Annotated in this window: 15 protein-coding genes; 8 read left to right on the forward strand and 7 right to left on the reverse strand. The window is 40.4% G+C overall.

Annotation, left to right across the window (positions count from 1 at the left end):
• Nucleotides 1–58: 58 nt before the first annotated feature.
• The 3 genes from HY063_12205 to HY063_12215 are packed head-to-tail and all read right to left on the reverse strand — an operon-like array spanning nucleotide 59 to nucleotide 1,602.
• A complete protein-coding gene (locus tag HY063_12205; protein MBI3502544.1) occupies nucleotides 59–826 on the reverse strand; it encodes a hypothetical protein in 768 nt (255 codons plus the stop codon).
• Nucleotides 827–853: 27 nt separating this feature from the next.
• Entirely contained in the window at nucleotides 854–1,315 is a 462-nt protein-coding gene (locus HY063_12210) for a hypothetical protein (GenBank protein MBI3502545.1), read from the reverse strand.
• The gene (locus tag HY063_12215; protein ID MBI3502546.1) at nucleotides 1,312–1,602 is read right to left on the reverse strand and encodes a hypothetical protein; all 291 of its coding nucleotides are present in this window, start codon (nucleotides 1,600–1,602) and stop codon (nucleotides 1,312–1,314) included. Before HY063_12215 ends, HY063_12210 begins: the two co-directional genes overlap by 4 nt.
• A 352-nt stretch (nucleotides 1,603–1,954) precedes the next feature.
• On the opposite strand from HY063_12215, the gene HY063_12220 reads away from it, so the two are divergent.
• The 3 genes from HY063_12220 to HY063_12230 all read left to right on the forward strand — a co-directional run bounded on the left by HY063_12220 (nucleotide 1,955) and on the right by HY063_12230 (nucleotide 5,651).
• A complete protein-coding gene (locus tag HY063_12220; protein ID MBI3502547.1) occupies nucleotides 1,955–3,235 on the forward strand; it encodes a T9SS type A sorting domain-containing protein in 1,281 nt (426 codons plus the stop codon).
• Between the two features lie 80 nt (nucleotides 3,236–3,315).
• A complete protein-coding gene (locus HY063_12225; GenBank protein MBI3502548.1) occupies nucleotides 3,316–4,296 on the forward strand; it encodes a T9SS type A sorting domain-containing protein in 981 nt (326 codons plus the stop codon).
• A gap of 56 nt (nucleotides 4,297–4,352) precedes the next feature.
• Complete coding sequence (locus HY063_12230; GenBank protein ID MBI3502549.1) at nucleotides 4,353–5,651, forward strand: T9SS type A sorting domain-containing protein; 1,299 nt, start codon at nucleotides 4,353–4,355, stop codon at nucleotides 5,649–5,651.
• Nucleotides 5,652–5,741: 90 nt separating this feature from the next.
• Here HY063_12230 and ftcD read toward each other — a convergent pair whose 3' ends face one another.
• Together ftcD and HY063_12240 are read right to left on the reverse strand one after the other, a co-directional pair.
• Nucleotides 5,742–7,376, reverse strand: a complete 1,635-nt coding sequence (gene ftcD, locus HY063_12235; GenBank protein MBI3502550.1) for a glutamate formimidoyltransferase — start codon at nucleotides 7,374–7,376, stop codon at nucleotides 5,742–5,744.
• Nucleotides 7,369–8,616 carry an imidazolonepropionase gene (locus tag HY063_12240; protein ID MBI3502551.1) on the reverse strand — a complete coding sequence of 416 codons (1,248 nt, stop codon included), beginning with the start codon at nucleotides 8,614–8,616 and terminating at the stop codon, nucleotides 7,369–7,371. The genes ftcD and HY063_12240 overlap by 8 nt, the downstream gene beginning before the upstream one ends.
• Nucleotides 8,617–8,667: 51 nt before the next feature.
• Between HY063_12240 and aroC the strand changes: the two genes are divergently transcribed.
• Complete coding sequence (gene aroC / locus HY063_12245; protein ID MBI3502552.1) at nucleotides 8,668–9,744, forward strand: chorismate synthase; 1,077 nt, start codon at nucleotides 8,668–8,670, stop codon at nucleotides 9,742–9,744.
• On the opposite strand, the gene HY063_12250 is transcribed toward aroC, so the two are convergent.
• Complete coding sequence (locus HY063_12250) at nucleotides 9,745–11,334, reverse strand: T9SS type A sorting domain-containing protein (protein ID MBI3502553.1); 1,590 nt, start codon at nucleotides 11,332–11,334, stop codon at nucleotides 9,745–9,747.
• Between the two features lie 31 nt (nucleotides 11,335–11,365).
• Nucleotides 11,366–11,953 (reverse strand): DUF479 domain-containing protein, encoded by a 588-nt coding sequence (locus HY063_12255; GenBank protein ID MBI3502554.1) that lies wholly within the window; start codon nucleotides 11,951–11,953, stop codon nucleotides 11,366–11,368.
• A gap of 107 nt (nucleotides 11,954–12,060) precedes the next feature.
• Between HY063_12255 and gldF the strand changes: the two genes are divergently transcribed.
• From gldF to dnaN, 4 genes are all read left to right on the forward strand, one after another.
• Complete coding sequence (gldF, locus tag HY063_12260; protein MBI3502555.1) at nucleotides 12,061–12,789, forward strand: gliding motility-associated ABC transporter permease subunit GldF; 729 nt, start codon at nucleotides 12,061–12,063, stop codon at nucleotides 12,787–12,789.
• Nucleotides 12,789–14,468 (forward strand): gliding motility-associated ABC transporter substrate-binding protein GldG, encoded by a 1,680-nt coding sequence (gene gldG, locus HY063_12265; GenBank protein ID MBI3502556.1) that lies wholly within the window; start codon nucleotides 12,789–12,791, stop codon nucleotides 14,466–14,468. Before gldF ends, gldG begins: the two co-directional genes overlap by 1 nt.
• Before the next feature lie 4 nt (nucleotides 14,469–14,472).
• Entirely contained in the window at nucleotides 14,473–15,534 is a 1,062-nt protein-coding gene (locus tag HY063_12270; protein ID MBI3502557.1) for a hypothetical protein, read from the forward strand.
• A 113-nt stretch (nucleotides 15,535–15,647) separates the two neighbouring features.
• Nucleotides 15,648–16,766 carry a DNA polymerase III subunit beta gene (dnaN, locus tag HY063_12275; GenBank protein MBI3502558.1) on the forward strand — a complete coding sequence of 373 codons (1,119 nt, stop codon included), beginning with the start codon at nucleotides 15,648–15,650 and terminating at the stop codon, nucleotides 16,764–16,766.
• Nucleotides 16,767–16,829: the final 63 nt, after the last annotated feature.

The raw sequence follows: 16,829 nt of genomic DNA on the forward strand, positions 1-16,829 counted from the left end.
TCTGCTCTTTGCGTATATTTTCTCTTTCCGGAAACGCGCCCGCACTGAATTATTTTCTTCATCCCATAAAGGCGCTTTCGGCAGGGCTTTCGGCAATGGGTTTTTTTGTGGCTTTGCTGATGTAAACGGCAATGTATTGCTCGGTTTGTTTCATGGCGGGGTCGGTTGTGTATTCGTGCACAAACTTTCCTCTTTTTCCGGCTTGCCCTAAGTAGCCGCCTCCCATTTTTATTAAAGCGGCAAGGTCGGCAGGCGTAGTGTCAGAAGTAACTCCGTATACATCTATGCGCAGCACATCGGGGCGGAGTTTGAATTTTTTCTGATGGCTGTCGTGAATAACAAGCGTGTGCTGGTTGTGCACATTTTTGTCTATGAATTCAATAACGGGGTGGCTTTCGGTGTTGGCGGCATGGGTGCGCGCAGTGGCAGCGCTCACATGACCGGTGTCCTGCCCTTTGATTCCGAACTTGAGTGTTTTTGCATTTGCAGCGCGGGTGGCTGTGTTGCCGGAAATGGCTGCCTGCGTTTGAGGCATCCACAGGTCAATAATGGTATTTTGAATAGCAGTGATTCCGTCATTGATTTGCTGCGTTAGGTTTTTTTCGAGCGCTATGGCTGCATCGCGCTGGGTAATGAGCCCGGTGACGGGGTCGTTGATTGCCCTTATTTGATTTTGCACAGTGCCGGCACTTGGGTTGAGACCCGGAACCAATCCGCTGCTTGCCTGCGCGTTTGCCATGTCAGATTCTAATTTGAGTTTTTCCTCTTCGGTTAAGTTTTGAAAATTAGCCGTGAGTTTGAATTTTTTGTCTAATTTCTTTGCCATGATAAATTGAATTGGTGAGTGGTTGAGTTATTGAATTATTGATTGAATCCAGGACTTACGCTCCGACTGCCTTCGGCTGTACGGAGTCCGTATTCCATCGGACAGAAGTTTAGTGAGTATTGTCATTTCGACCAGAGGGAGAAATCTCGTATGTTTGGCACAAAGGAGATTCCTCGCTTCGCTCGGAATGACACCGTTTTGCGTAAGTCCTGGAATCATTAAATTTGAAATATTTTTGCTGCTATGTTCTCTTACAATCATTTTACTTAATCGTAAAACCATTTTATGTAAACAGGGAACCATTGCCATTAAAATGGAAACCGTTTTAGGTTTAATTAAAATCATTTTAACAAGAGCGGGAATCATTGTAAGAGATAGGAGAAGCGTTCCCATTAAACCGGGTCCGAAGGACTGCTTTCGGAGAAGTGTTTTCATTAAAGCAGGAACAATTTCCATGAAAGCGGGCGCGCTTGGTTTTTTAAAATTCATTTGTTCATTGTATAATTGAGGTGATATAGTTTATTGATGAAAGCAACCAGTGTATGCGGGTTAATTAAATCTTTCAGGTAGATAATCATTTTTTGAACGGGGCAGCACTCGCTGCCATTGCAGAACTTAAAATACGACCTGACATGCGGATTGCCGTCATTGCTTTTCATGCGGTGAAAATCAAAACCCCAGTCCCTTTTGCAATCACTATACGCCATGTCTTTAGAAATTTTTTCTCCGTCCATATCTGCAAACCATTCTTTGCGGAAAACATCATACAGTTGCATACTACCTTATCTTTTTTTTGTAAAGTAAAAACAAACTTTTGAAAGTATATCCTCATAATGAGGATGGAGCGGAAAATTTCAGTGTGGCGGGGAAAAATAAAGAAGCAAGGTTGCCGCTCAAAACTGCGCGAGAGAAACAGTAATAAAAGGTGTCCGATGGAATACGGACTCTCCGCAGAATGACGGAGTCCGTAACTTTGTTCGGACCGTCATTCTGCGGAGCGCTTATGCGTGAGAGATTGCAGGGATAAGCGTACTTTTGATACGGATATAACAAGTTAGCAACAACACCCAAATACAAAAAAATCAACGTTAGACAGTTACTTCGTACTTTTACGGCAATTCAAATCCAATGAAAAAAATTCTTCTCGCCTTGACAGCCGTTCTCGCGCTGACAGTTGCGCGCGGTCAGACAAATGTAAGCGGAGGCATTTACACAAATACAACATGGACTTTAGCAAACAGTCCGTACATTGTAACAGACACTGTTGTGGTTTTTCCCGGAGTAACTCTTACCATACAGCCGGGCGTAACGGTGAAGTTTAAAGCGAATCAGAGATTGGAAATAAGGCAGGCGAAACTTATTGCTGTTGGAACAAGTACAGATTCAATAACATTTACAAGCAATTCATCTACTCCTTCTTCAGGTGATTGGCTTGGGCTATTCTTAAATGATGATATCACCCCTTTAATTAATTATTGCAATTTTAAATACGCGGATAAAGCAATATGGCGTGATGTAACTTCTTCCAACATAAATATTACAATTAAGAATTCGCAATTCACCCAAAACAATTCATGTATTTTATATAGTCCACCTTATTATACTTACATGTTTGTTGATTCAAGTATTTTTAGAAATAACATAATAGCGATTGATTTTATATCCAAAATTATTTTCGTGAATCATTGTGTAATATCCAATAACCAAACTGGAGTTGATTTTGCCTATAGTAAAATTCAAAATTCAATTATTGATTCTAATACGACTGGCATAAGATATAATTTGAATGACACTATAATTAATTGTAAAATACGCTATAATAATATTGGATTAAGAAATCCACATAATACAAGTTGCTGTGGTAATTTAATTACTAAAAATGAAATTGAAAATAATAATATAGGCATACGACTGGATATTGATGGAGATGTTATATACTGTAATAAAATTTGTAACAATACAACTTATGATTTGTATTACAATGTAACATTTGGAAACAACTTTAATGCTTCAAATAATTATTGGTGTACTCCAGATTCTACTTCAACTTCAGCAGTAATATATGATGGCTATGATAATATTAATTTAGGTCTTGTTTATTTTATGCCTTTAGATACAACTTGCTCTCCAGGTATTCTCACTTCAATAAATGAAATTAAAAATCCTACTCTTTCCATTTTCCCAAATCCCTTTTCCACAGAGACAACTTTGCAAACAGACAATCGCTCGCATAACGCAACTCTCACGGTGGACAACTGTTTCGGGCAGACAGTTGCGCAAATAAAAAATATCAACGGGCAGACAGTTACTTTTCACCGAGACAATCTCGCAAGCGGACTGTATTTCATTCGGCTGACAGAAGAAAACAAAACCATTGCGGTAGACAAATTAGTAATCACCGACAAATAATTTTCTCGGCTCTTACAGTTGCGCTCATCAGACAAACTATTCTTAACTTTGACAACGGCAAAAAGTAAAAACCAAAATCAATGAAACTAAAAATAGTTATCATCTTAACAATGCTTTGCGGAATTGCAAACGCGCAACCTGTTATTCCAAATGGAAATAATTATCCTTTGCTCGGAACTACAGGAAATTATTACATAGGAAATGATTCTCTTGGAGATGGAACAGCGGGGGCAAATCAAGTTTGGAATTTTAATGGAGGAAATTCAATGAAGAAGGCAGGTACATATACTTTTGCGAATCCTTCTTCTACTCCTTATGCTTCTACTTTTCCGACAGCAACAGGTTGCAGATATATTGATTCAACAGGTGGATTTACTGGCAGCGGTATTTACGCAGGATATAACTATGATTCTATTAATGCAACAAAATGTGGGGTGCTCGGCAGGGAGTATTTTGGAGTACAAGATTCTTGCAAAACATCTTCAAACGGATTTATTGTACTTAAATTTCCTTTCAACTATACTGATTCTGTATTTGATATTGCAAACCAAAGTTGCTATGGAAATGATTCGGTTTCTGTTGTCTATGACGGTTATGGCACATTAACAACTCCGCTTGGCAATACTTATTCCAATGTTATCCGAGTAAAAGGATATCACCGAGGTGGAAGCATTCTATATTATTTCTGGACAACCAATCCCTTGATGGTGGTCTTCTTCACCTTCCCTCAATATAATTTGAGCGGTGAATATGGTTCTTGGCTGACAAATATTAATGAACATGTAGCAACTAATCTCAATGTTGGCATTTCTCCAAATCCCTTTTCAACTCAAACAACTTTACAGACAGACAATCTTTTACACAACGCAACTCTCACCATTTACAATTCTTTCGGGCAGCAGGTAAAGTCATTAGTCATCAGTCATCAGTCATCAGTCGTCATTGAGCGCGGCAATCTCGCAAGCGGACTGTATTTCGTTCGGCTGACAACCCCCTCTCCTGTTTTAGGAGAGGGCGGGGGTGAGGTCTACACAGGCAAACTTGTAATCACAGACAAATAGACCATGCATCGTTAGACAGTAACTTTGTATCTTTACAATAACCAATACATAATACAATGAAAAAATCACTACTCATCGGACTATTTGCAATTTGCGGAATTGCAAATGCACAAACATGGGCTCCGTTCGGAGCGAATAATTTATCTATTGCTGTGAGGACAATGATTATTGATACGGCAACAAATACTTTGTATGTTGGAGGAACAGGAGGTGTTGCAAAATGGAACGGCTCATCGTGGACTTATCTAGGGGCTTTAACCACTGGTTCCGTTGCTTCACTTGCAATTTACAACGGAACATTGTATGCGGGTGGAAATCTTCCTTCAAACAGCCACATTGTTCAATGGTCAGGCACTGCATGGAATACTGTTACTACCGGCACCAATGGAGCCGTAAATGTTCTATGTGTTTACAATAATAAATTAGTTGTTGCAGGTTCGTTCTCTACATCTGGTGGTGTGCTGACTTACGGATTTGCAAATTGGGATGGAACGACATGGACAAATTTTGGCGCAGGGTATCCTTATAATCCTAGTGGAACCTCGGTGCTCACCATGCAGGTAATCAATGGTAAATTATTTGTTGCAGGAGGTGATCTCAGTTTGATTACTACCTCCTATCCTCATGCCGCTATTGCAAGTTATACTGGTTCTGCATGGGCAGATGAAACAGCAGGAGCGGGGCTGGGAATGCAAAGTGTATATTCCCTTGCCCTTCATAACGGAACATTATACGCGGGAGGAACATTTAAAACAACAGCAACCCGTGTTGCAAAACAAACAGCAGGCGCATGGTCAACAGTGGGCTCTGGAACTGACAGCACGGTATTTTCTCTTCTGTCTTATAAAAATAATTTATATGCAGGAGGAGCATTTACTGTTGCAGGGGGAAATCAGGCGCGTTACATCGCTAAATGGGATACAGTTAGTTGGACTGAACCGGATAGCGGCATGGGCGTTGTTGGAAATCAGCCGTTTGTTCTTTCATTGATTATGCATGACAGTTGCCTTGTTGCAGGCGGACAATTTACCAAAGCGGGAGGAAATTCTGCTGCCAACATTGCTAAATTATGCAGCAGCGTTACAGGTATTGCTTCTACTTTTGAGCAGTATCAAATAAAAAGTTTCCCTAATCCTTTTTCAACACAAACAGTTTTGCATACAGACAATCTTTTACATAACGCAACTCTCACGGTGGACAACTGTTTCGGGCAGACAGTTGCGCAAATAAAAAATATCAACGGGCGGACAGTTGTTTTCTCGCGCGACAATCTTGCAAGCGGACTATATTTCGTTCGGCTGATGCAAGAGAATAAAATTTATGCAACGGAGAAATTAATAATCACCGATAAATAACTCTCCCCTTTCATCCCCTCTCTACACGTAGAGAGGGGAAAGAGGGGTGAGTCCTGTGACAAATAATTTCATTCTTGTTCGTTGCGCAGATTATATCTTTCTTCTCACAATCCCGAATATCCTCGCTTCGGCTTTCTTCGCGTTTTCTTCAAGGCGTTTTCCCTTTTGAAGAATGCTGTGTGCAAATTTTTTATCGGTTAATCCCTTCGCATTAATTTTCACATTCAGGTAAGCGCCCAGCACCGCGCTTCTTGCGCAAAGCGCGCCAACACCCGCATCGGAAACTGAATTTGGATTTCCGGTCTTCGCCATCGCTTCAATAATTTCCATTGATTCAAAACATAACTGCATTACTTTAAAAGGAACTTCCATTGCATATTTTGTTGCGGATTGAATTTCTTTATCTCTTAATTTCTTTTCTTCTGCGCTTGCTTTCGGCAAACTGAAGGCGCTCATGATTTTGTTGAAGGCATGGGTGTCTTCATCCGTTAATTTCAAAAGTTCCTCTTTAATGCGCTGACCTTTCTCCGCCCAATCAGAAAATTCTTTTACCCGCGCATCCCATCCCTGCTTATGCGAAGAAAGATTCGCCACCATGGTGCCGAGCGAAATTCCGAGCGCGCCAATATAGGCAGAAATGCTTCCGCCACCGGGCGCAGGGCTTTCGCTCGCGGTTTCATCTGCAAAATCGCTGAGAGACATTCCGGTTAGTTTCATTTTATTTTTGTCTTTGAGTTGGTATTCAATAATCCGTTCTTCAGGTTTGAACGAAGAAAGTTCATCCAGTCCGAGTGATTTCACCGCCATGCGAATCAGTTCTTTTTCCGAAACCCCGGCAGAGCGATTTTGTTTCCTGAGAAAATATTTTCCTGCATTAAGCAATGATTGCAATGGAATTAATCCCACCAGTTCAGAGCCGGTCACGCGCATTCCACGATTGTTCGCGCTCTTCACGCATTCTTCAAACGCAATGTGAACGGGAGTAACAGAAATGTTTGTAAGGTTCATGCTCACCTGCGCAATTCCGTATTCGGCAATAAACCATCCGATGCCTTTCACGGCTTTGCACGCACCCGGCTGAATAACTCCATCCACTTTTCTTCCCGCTTCGCGCACATCAAACGCAACCGAGTTTGCCCTGCGAACGGAAGTTGTATTCAGATTCACATTATACGCGACTAAAAAATCTCTTGCTCCAATCACAGTGGCTCCGCGCTTTGCGTCAAATTCAGCCGGACCGAAATCAGGTTTCCATTCAGAAAGTTTTATTTTTTTGAAAAAACCTTCGTACTCACCTTCGCGAATGATAGAAAGATTTTTCCGTGCAGGATTTTTTTGCGCGTATTCGTAGAGATAAACAGGAATCTTTAATTCTTTTCCTACACGCCCGGCAAGTTGCTGCGCATACTTCGCGGTTTCTTCCATACTGATTCCGAAAATGGGAATGAACGGGCAAACATCCGTTGCACCCATGCGCGGATGCTCGCCTTTATGCTTGCTCATATCAATAAGTTCGCCTGCTTTTTTGATGGCGTTGAAACATGCTTCCACACAAGCATCGGGAGTTCCGACAAAAGTCACAACGGTTCGGTTGGTTGCTTTGCCCGGGTCAACATTCAAAAGTTTTGCTCCTTCCACTTTTTCAATCTCATCCGTGATTTGTTTGATGATGGATAAATCTCTTCCCTCGGAAAAGTTGGGAACGCATTCAATGAGTTTATTCATGGGTTTGAATTTTACCTTTCAAAATTACTGTTTCAATCAGATTATTTGCGAATGAATACGGAATAAAATTATAATCCGGAATTTCTTTTGTAATAAAAATATTTGCCTGCTTGCCGATGGCGATGCTTCCGTGCGTTGTGGATAAATCCATCGCATAAGCAGAATTAATTGTTGCCGCATTAATCGCTTCTTCGGGCGTAAGTTTATATTGCACGCACGCAAGAGAAATATTGAAGTTTATATTTCCGCTTGGCGATGAGCCCGGATTATAATCGCTCGCTATGGCAAGAGGCAAGTCCGCATCAATTATTTTTCTTGCAGGAGGATTTTGCAACTGTAAAAACCATTGTGCGCCCGGAAGAATAGTCGGCATGGTTTGGGAATTTTTCAGAAGGGAAATATCATTGTCATTTGCAAACTCCAAATGGTCAACGGAGATTGCTCCGCATTCAACCCCTGCTTCCACTCCACCGCTATGACTCAGCTGCTCTGCGTGAATTTTTCCTTTCAGCCCATATTTTTTTGCTTCAAAAAGAATTTTCACCGTGTCTTCTTTTGTGAAATAATTTTTTTCGCAGAACACATCGCAGTAGTCCGCTAGTTTTTCTTCCGCGATTTGCGGAAGCATTTCATTTATTATTACATCTATGTATTTTTCTTTTGTCAATCCCGAAGGAACCGCATGCGCTCCGAGAAAAGTTGTTTTGATGGTGAGCGGAGAAAGCTCTTTAAGCTTTTTAATCACTCTCAGCATTTTCAATTCCGATTCAAATGAAAGCCCGTAACCGCTTTTGATTTCCACCGCACCTGTTCCAAGAAACATTATTTCATTCAAACGTTTCAAAGCCGACTGGATTAATTCCTCTTCGCTTGCTTCATGAACTTTTTTTGCCGAGTTCAGAATTCCTCCTCCGCTCTTGAAAATTTCTTCGTAGGATAAACCATTTATTCTGTCCACAAATTCTTTTTCGCGCGAACCGGCATACACAATATGCGTATGGGAATCACACCAGCAGGGAAAAACTAATTTATCGGTCGCATCAATTACCGTAAGGTTTGTCCAGTCAGAAATGCCGGGAAAATTTTTCATCTCTCCGAAATCTGCAATCTTATCTCCATCAATTGAGAGCCAGGCATTTTCCAGAGAGGAAAGTTTTTTCATCTCAACTCCGGAAATTTTTTGTCTGGCTTTTTTTTCAATCTGCGCCAGCAATTTAATGTTCTTAATGAGAATTTTCATAGAGATTAAGCGAAGTTAATAAATAGAAGGGATTGTGTATTTTTGCGAATTATGTCAAACACCATCGGCAAAATATTTTCACTCACTACTTTCGGAGAATCGCACGGCACTGCGCTGGGCGGGATAATTGACGGCTGTCCTGCCGGATTGGAAATTGATTTGGATTTTATTCAAAGCGAACTTGACCGCAGAAGACCGGGACAATCTGAAATTGTTACGCAGCGGAAGGAAGGAGATAAGGTGGAATTTCTTTCGGGAATTTACGAGGGAAAAACCACAGGCGCTCCGATTGGTTTCATCATCAAAAACGAAAACCAGAAATCAAAGGACTACGAACATATCATTGATGTGTACCGCCCATCGCATGCCGATTATACGTATGATAAAAAATATGGCATCAGAGATTATCGCGGAGGCGGAAGAGCATCCGCTCGCGCAACGGTTTCATCGGTGGTAGGCGGAGCGATTGCAAAACTTCTTTTACAAAAACACGGAATAAAAATTTCTGCTTACACTTCTCAGGTGGGAGATATAAAACTTCTGAAAGATTATCACACGCTTGATTTATCCAAGACAGATTCAAACGCAGTACGCTGTCCCGATGAATTGATTGCAGAAACGATGATCAAAAAAATTGAGCAGGTGAGAAAAGAGGGCGATACCATTGGCGGAATAATTTCCTGCGTAGCGCAAAATATTCCGGTTGGATTGGGCGAACCTGTGTTTGATAAACTTCACGCTGAGTTGGGAAAAGCCATGCTGAACATAAACGCGGTGAAAGGTTTTGAGATCGGCAGCGGGTTTGAAGGAGTGAAGATGAAGGGTTCGGAACACAATGACATTTTTTACTCCGACAAAAAAAATATTCATACGAAAACAAATTTCTCCGGAGGAATTCAAGGCGGAATTTCAAACGGAGAAGATATTTTATTCAGAGTTGCATTCAAACCTGTTTCCACGATAATGAAAAAACAAATGACTGTGAACTCAAAAGGTGAAGAGGTGGAAATGATGGGAAAAGGAAGACACGACCCTTGTGTTCTTCCGCGCGCGGTGCCGATTGTGGAAGCGATGTGCGCGCTTGTTTTAGCAGACCATCTTCTGCGCCACCGCACAACGCGCCTATAATTATTCTTTAATTATTTTTTTAACTACAGTTCTATTTTCAGAATTTATTTTCAGAAAATAAATTCCACAGGGTTGAGAACTTAAATCAATTTGAAAATTATTTGAAGTAAATATTTTTTCTCCCATAATATTTTCGACTTCTATGTGAGATTGCTTTGTTTCGCTCGCAATGACGGTAAAAATATTTTTAGAAGGATTCGGAAAAACATTCACTTCAAAATCATTTTCTGAATTTTCATAAAGAGAAGTGAGCGTATTCGGATGCGTAGGCATTGTATCTAATTGCAATTGCCAGCCATTGTTCGTGCAGCAACCTGAATATGCTCCGCGAAAAGTCCAGTTGTATAAGTCTGCATTGAAATCAATATCCCAGTCGGTGTTTGATTGAAAAAGATTGTTCGGAGTTGCAGTTGCGGTGAGTTGTCCCGATGCAGGATATAAATCAAGTGAAGAAAGATTGGTGGATGCGGAAAGCACATACGTGGAAGCATTGCTGTATGAATCGGTAACATTGTCGAGCGTGTTTGTAAAATTTGTAATCGCAGAAGGAGCAAACACCGCATTGCCGTAACAATATTGCTGATAAGATGTGTTTGGACTGAAAAGCCGGATTCCTCCCGAAGAATTATTCGCCCACATGGTGTTATGAAAAATTTTTATATCCTGCGGGCTCACTCCGTTCTGCGGAGTAATATAAACTGCACGATAGCCGGAAGGGTCAACATGATTCACAAAAATATTTTCATAGAGCATTATGTTTCCCGTTCCCTGGAAAAGAGCTTCGGTAGGATTCTGGTAAAAAAAGTTTCCGTAAATCTCGTAGTAATCATTCGTGCCCCAGCCGCTGAGCGGAAATCCTCCCACCAAAAGATTCGGGCGGGCATTCGCTCCTGTGGAAGCATTGTTCTCTTTGCAGAAAACATTATAGCGGAGAATTGTTTTTCCGTTCACGGAGGTTCCGGCAAAATTATCGCGCACGGTATCAAGCTGGTGTTTTATTTCAATGTTGTAGCCGAGCGTATTCATAATGAGATTGTATTCAATCAGCCCATTCACAAACGGGTCTTCTCCTGTTGAATTTCCCAGATACATTCCTGTTCCGGCTCCAACGATTTTATTTTTCCGAATCACCCAATCCCATGCAGAACATTTTGTGCTGATGCCCACAATCTGCTGGTTGTTTCCGTAGTTAATGATGTTAAGATATTCAAGCGTGATGTGATGCGCGAAATTTCCGGCAATGCCTTCGCCTTTCACAGCGTCTACAGCGAGATTCAATCCATCGAGTTGAAGATTTTTTATCACAACATATCCGCACTTGGTAATGCTCACCGTATTGCAGCAGGATTGTCCTTGAAAAATAGTTGTGTAAAGATTCGCGCTTCCCATTATCACAATGGGCTGAGAAGAAGTTCCCGTGAGATTATTCAGCGTGAGATTATTTGTGTAAGTGCCCGCAGTTAGAAAAAGCGTGTCGCCAGCAACAAGTGAAGAAAGAAAACTTGTGTAGTTGGAAGGATTGGCGGTGATGAAATTTCCATAGGAGAATTTTGAAAAAATAATTGCGGTAAAGAGTAAAAACTTTTTCATCGGAGAGATTTTGGGGTAAAGGTAGAAAACTTCAGATATTTTTTCTCTTCCATTCTTCAACAAATACTCTCGCATCTTCAAAAAATAGTTTGAACTCATTTTCAAATTCAGAATAATGTTCTTTCAAATCTTTCACTGCAAATTCCATGTTCGATTTAAAAGTTGTGTGCCTGCTCATCCCATAAAGCACCTCGCCTATTCCATCTAAACCCGCATAAGAAACCAAACGGTTGGTGCGAATAGCGTATTTCAAAAACATTAACGATTTTTCCGGCATCAGTAAAATATTTTTCAGCATGAGCGAATGAACTTCGCTTGCGTATTGCTCCAGCGGTTTATCGGAATAATTTTTCCAGTTCTTCGCCAGATAATGATCGTAAAAAATATCTATGATGACTCCTGCATATTTTCTATAGTTAGGACGCAATCGTTCAACGCTTTTTAAAAACACCGGATGATTGTCAGAATAAAAATCAATTGCGCGATGAAGGAGAATTCCTTTTTTAATTCCCACGGGGAAATTATTATACGCGCTTCCTTTCACTGAATCAGCAATGAAGTTGCCGATCATCAGTTGTTCATCATTGCCGGAGAGATAAAGGTGCGCAAGAAAATTCATAAATCTTCGAAAAACGAAACTGTACGAAAAATACGAAATGATTCAACTGCCAACTGCTTCTGCCAACTGCCAACTTTCATTCTTTACTATATTCGCAAGCAAGAATTATGTTCACGCTTTTCAAGAAAGAAATTCGCGCCTTCCTGAGTTCCCTCATCGGCTACATTGCCATCTGCGTTTTTCTTTTGCTGGTCGGATTATTTCTATGGATTCTTCCCACCGATTCAAATCTTCTCAACAACGGCTATGCCGGATTAGATTCTCTTTTTTCTCTGGCGCCCTGGGTTTTTCTTTTTTTAATTCCGGCAATTACGATGCGTTCGTTTGCGGATGAAAAAAAATCAGGCACGATTGAATTTCTTCTTACAAAACCTTTAACCGATTTGCAAATCATACTCGCAAAATATTTTGCGGGAGTTACGCTTGTTTTGTTTTCTCTTCTTCCAACTTTAATTTATTACTATTCTGTTTACAAACTCGGAAATCCTGTTGGTAATATTGATTCTGGCGGAACATGGGGTTCGTACATCGGATTATTTTTTCTTGCTTCAGCTTTCACTGCCATAGGAATTTTTGCTTCTTCGCTTTCCGACAATCAAATTGTGGCTTTCATTCTCGCGGTGTTTCTTTGCTTTTTTTGTTTTATCGGATTTGAATATGTGAGCATGCTTGCCTTCGGAAAAACCGGAAGCATTATTTTATCGCTCGGCATCAATGACCATTATGCTTCGATGAGCCGCGGAGTAATTGATTTGCGCGATGTAATTTATTTTCTGAGTTTGTCAGGAATTTTTATTCTTTCAACTAAAACTGTTCTTGAAAGTCGTAAGTGGTAATGAAAAAGCGCAAAGACATAATTCAACTTCTATTAAGCGTAGCTATCATTCTTCTGGTAAATTTTATTTCTACTTTTTTCTTTTTACGATTTGACTTGACTTCCGATAAGCGCTATACGCTTTCTCCCGCCACCAAAGAAATGCTCGGCAAACTCGATGACATTGTCTATTTCAAAATTTACCTTGAAGGAGATTTGCCTGCGGGATTTGACCGCTTGAAAACTTCCACAAAAGAAATGCTTTATGAAATGCGCGTGCATTCGCACAATAATATTGAATATGAATTTATCAATCCGAATGAAAGTCCGGAGAAAAAAAAGCAAAATGAAATTGCTTTGCAATTAATGCAAAAAGGATTAACACCAACTTATATAGAACAGAAAGTGGAAGCGGGAACTTCTCAGCAAATGATTTTTCCGGGAGCGATTGCGAGTTACAAAAGCGGAAACAAAGAATTTGCAGTTCAACTTTTCAAAGAGCAGGTGGGAACGCCCAGCGAAATGCAGCTCAGCAATTCCATTCAATCGCTCGAATATGAAATTTCAACTACCATTCGAAAACTCACGATGGACATGAAAGCGAAAATCGCTTTCACCGAAGGGCACGGAGAACTCGATTCGGTTTATGTGGCGGATATTTCAAAAGCGCTGAGCGATTATTATTCTGTGAGCCGAATCAAACTTCAGGGAAAAATAAAAAATATTGAAAAGATAAATCAGCAGAAAGCAATCATCATTGCCAAGCCCGATTCATTTTTTACGGAGCAAAATAAATTTATCATTGACCAGTACATCATGCAGGGCGGAAAAGTTTTGTGGCTGGTGGATGGAGTTTATGCGAGCATGGATAGTTTACGCAAAGCGCCCGAAACTTTCGCCATAAAATTTCCTCTCGGCCTCGACAATCAACTTTTCCGCTATGGAGTCAGGATAAATTCAAATCTGGTGATGGATTTGCGCAGCGGAGTCATTCCGGTTCCGGTGAACAATAAATATAAATTGATGCCCTGGTTTTATTTTCCGCTTCTCGCACAAAGCAACAATCATCCGATTGTAAACAATCTTAATCTGGTGAAAGGAGAATTTGCCAGCACGATTGACACAGTGAATGTTTCGGGAATAAAAAAAACTTTTTTGCTTTCCACTTCGAAATACACCAGTGTTCAAAATACTCCCGCAAAAATTGACATTCGTACAATTTTTGAAGAGCCAGATACGAGAATTTTTAATCAGGCATATAAACCGGTGGCTGTTTTGCTGGAAGGAGAATTTCAATCGCTTTATAAAAATCATCCGCTGCCGGGAATTGATTCCATTCCGCAGGTAAAATTCAAAGAGAAAAATGTTGCCACAAAAATGATTGTAGTAGCAAATGGAGACATCATAAAAAATGTTGTGCAACAATCCACCAACCGCGCATACCCGCTCGGCTATGATATTTATTCGCAACAAATCTATGGAAACAAAAATTTTATTCTGAACGCGGTTAACTATCTTTGCGATGATTCGGGATTACTGGAAGTACGCTCGCGCGAATTAAAATTAAGAATGATGGACCGAAAAAAAGTTTCGGAAGAAAAATTTAAATGGCAGGCAATTAACACCTCTGTTCCGATTTTACTTATAATTATTTTTGGAATCATTCAGGCAGTCATACGAAAAAAGAAATTTACATTGTAAAAATATGTCCTCAAAAAATAAAATCGCCATTCTCATTTTCATAGTTGTTGCTTCGGTTTCATTCTGGCTTTATCTTCATAGCAGCAAGAGCACAATCCGGAAAGAACTTTATGATTTTGCCATAGACGATACTGCTTCCGTCACAAAAATTTATATGGTGAATACGGCAGGAAAACAAGTTACGCTCGAAAAAATAAAACCCGGCAACTGGCAGGTGAACGGAAAATTCAAAGCAAGAACCGATGCCATGAAAATTCTTCTTTCCACTATGAAAGATTTGCGCGTAAGAAATCCGGTTGCGAAAACCGCCATTGAACCTGTTTCAAAACAACTTGCCACTTCGGGAACCAAAGTTGAAATTTACCGGGGAGATAAACTTGCGAAAATGTATTACGTTGGCGCAGATACGCAGGATGGTCTTGGAACTTTTATGCTTCTCACCGATGCCGAGTCGGGAGAAAACTCCACTCTTCCTTTTATAATGTTTATTCCCGGCTTCAACGGATTTTTATCAGTACGGTATTTTGCGGATGAAGAAGAATGGCGCGACCGTCATGTGTTTGCGCTTTATCCCGATGAAATTTCTTCCATATCAGTTCAGTTCAAACGTTTTCCGGATTCATCGTATACTTTTTCTCTCAATGACAAAAATGAAATCTCGCTTGCCGACAGCAAAGGGAAAAATATTCCTGTCTTCGATACTATAAAAGCGAAACGATACATTACGTACTATTCAAATATTTCTTTCGAAGGATTGAAAAATGATATGCGCGCTTCGCTGAAAGATTCGCTTCTTGCTAACGGGCCCGTTCACATCATTACATTGAAAGAGCGAAACGGAAAAATTCATACGGTAAAAACCTTCGCGCTGAAGGCACATCCGAGCCAAATCAATCCTGTAACCAATAAATCCTATGAAGAAGACCCTGAACGAATGGACGTGCTGCTTGATGAAAAAGATTTTGCAGTAGTACAGTATTTTGTGTTTGGAAAATTGTTTATTGGGATTTCTAATTTCCTGCATAAGGATGCCTCCGTTTCAAAAAATCCGATTGTTAAGAAATAGTCAACAAGTTGTGAAAAATTACCGTCTGAACAAGTGTCTTTTCCATTTCAATAATTTAATTTTGCTCCCCCTCTGAAATCAAAAAAATGTATAACATCTAATCGTCAAACAAAATGAAATTTATAATTTCCAGTTCTGCGCTTTCAAAACAAGTTGGCGCGCTTAGCGGGGTGCTCAGCACCAGCAATGCGCTTCCCATCCTCGATAATTTTCTTTTCCACATCAACAAAGGAGAATTAAAAATTTCTGCATCTGATTTGGAAACTACCATGACCGCCACGCTTCCGGTTGAATCAAAAGATTCAGGAACTATTGCAGTGCCGGCTCGTATGCTTCTCGATACGCTGAAAACTTTTCCTGAACAGCCGCTCACTTTTACCATTGATAAGAAAAAATTCGCCATTGAAATTTCTTCCGATTACGGAAAATATAAACTTACCGGTCATGACGGAGATGATTTTCCGAAGATGGCGGAAGTGGAATCGCCATCTTCCTTTGAGATGGATGCAGACACGCTGGGCAAAGCAATTACAAAAACTTTATTCGCAGTGGGAAATGATGAACTGCGCCCTGTAATGTGTGGCGTGTTTGTGCAACTCGAAGGAAATGAAATTACGTTTGTTTCCACCGATGCGCATAAACTTGTTCGCTACAAGCGCAGCGATACGAAATCAAAAAAAGCAAGTTCGTACATCATTCCGAGAAAACCGCTCACGCTTCTGAAAAATATTCTGGCGGGCGATAAGAAGGTAAAAGTGGAATACAATAACACGAATGTTTCATTCACATTTGGAAATACACATCTTGTTTCACGTTTGATTGATGGAAAATATCCGAACTACGAAGCGGTGATTCCAAAAGAAAATCCGAATAAGATGATTGTTGACCGGGAAGCATTTCTCAATTCCATCCGCAGAGTTTCCATCTTCGCAAATCAAACCACCCACCAGGTTCGCCTGAAATTAAAAGGAAGCGAACTGAATGTTTCTGCCGAGGATTTGGATTTTTCTAACGAAGCGGCCGAGCGCCTCACTTGCACATACAAAGGCGAAGACATCGAAATCGGTTTCAACTCAAAGTTTCTTGCCGAAATGCTGAGCAACATGGACAGCGAAGAGGTTCAGTTTGAAATGAGTTCGCCTAATCGCGCAGGCGTTTTGCTTCCGGCAAAAAACGGAAATAAGGAAGAAGATATTCTCATGCTTGTTATGCCCGTGATGCTAAACAATTAATTTGTTCTCACTACGGATTTCCAAGAATGGAAAGAAATTATTTTTGATTTCTTTTCCTTAATT

The organism is Bacteroidota bacterium (genome assembly GCA_016195025.1).
Taxonomy (GTDB): domain Bacteria; phylum Bacteroidota; class Bacteroidia; order Palsa-948; family Palsa-948; genus Palsa-948.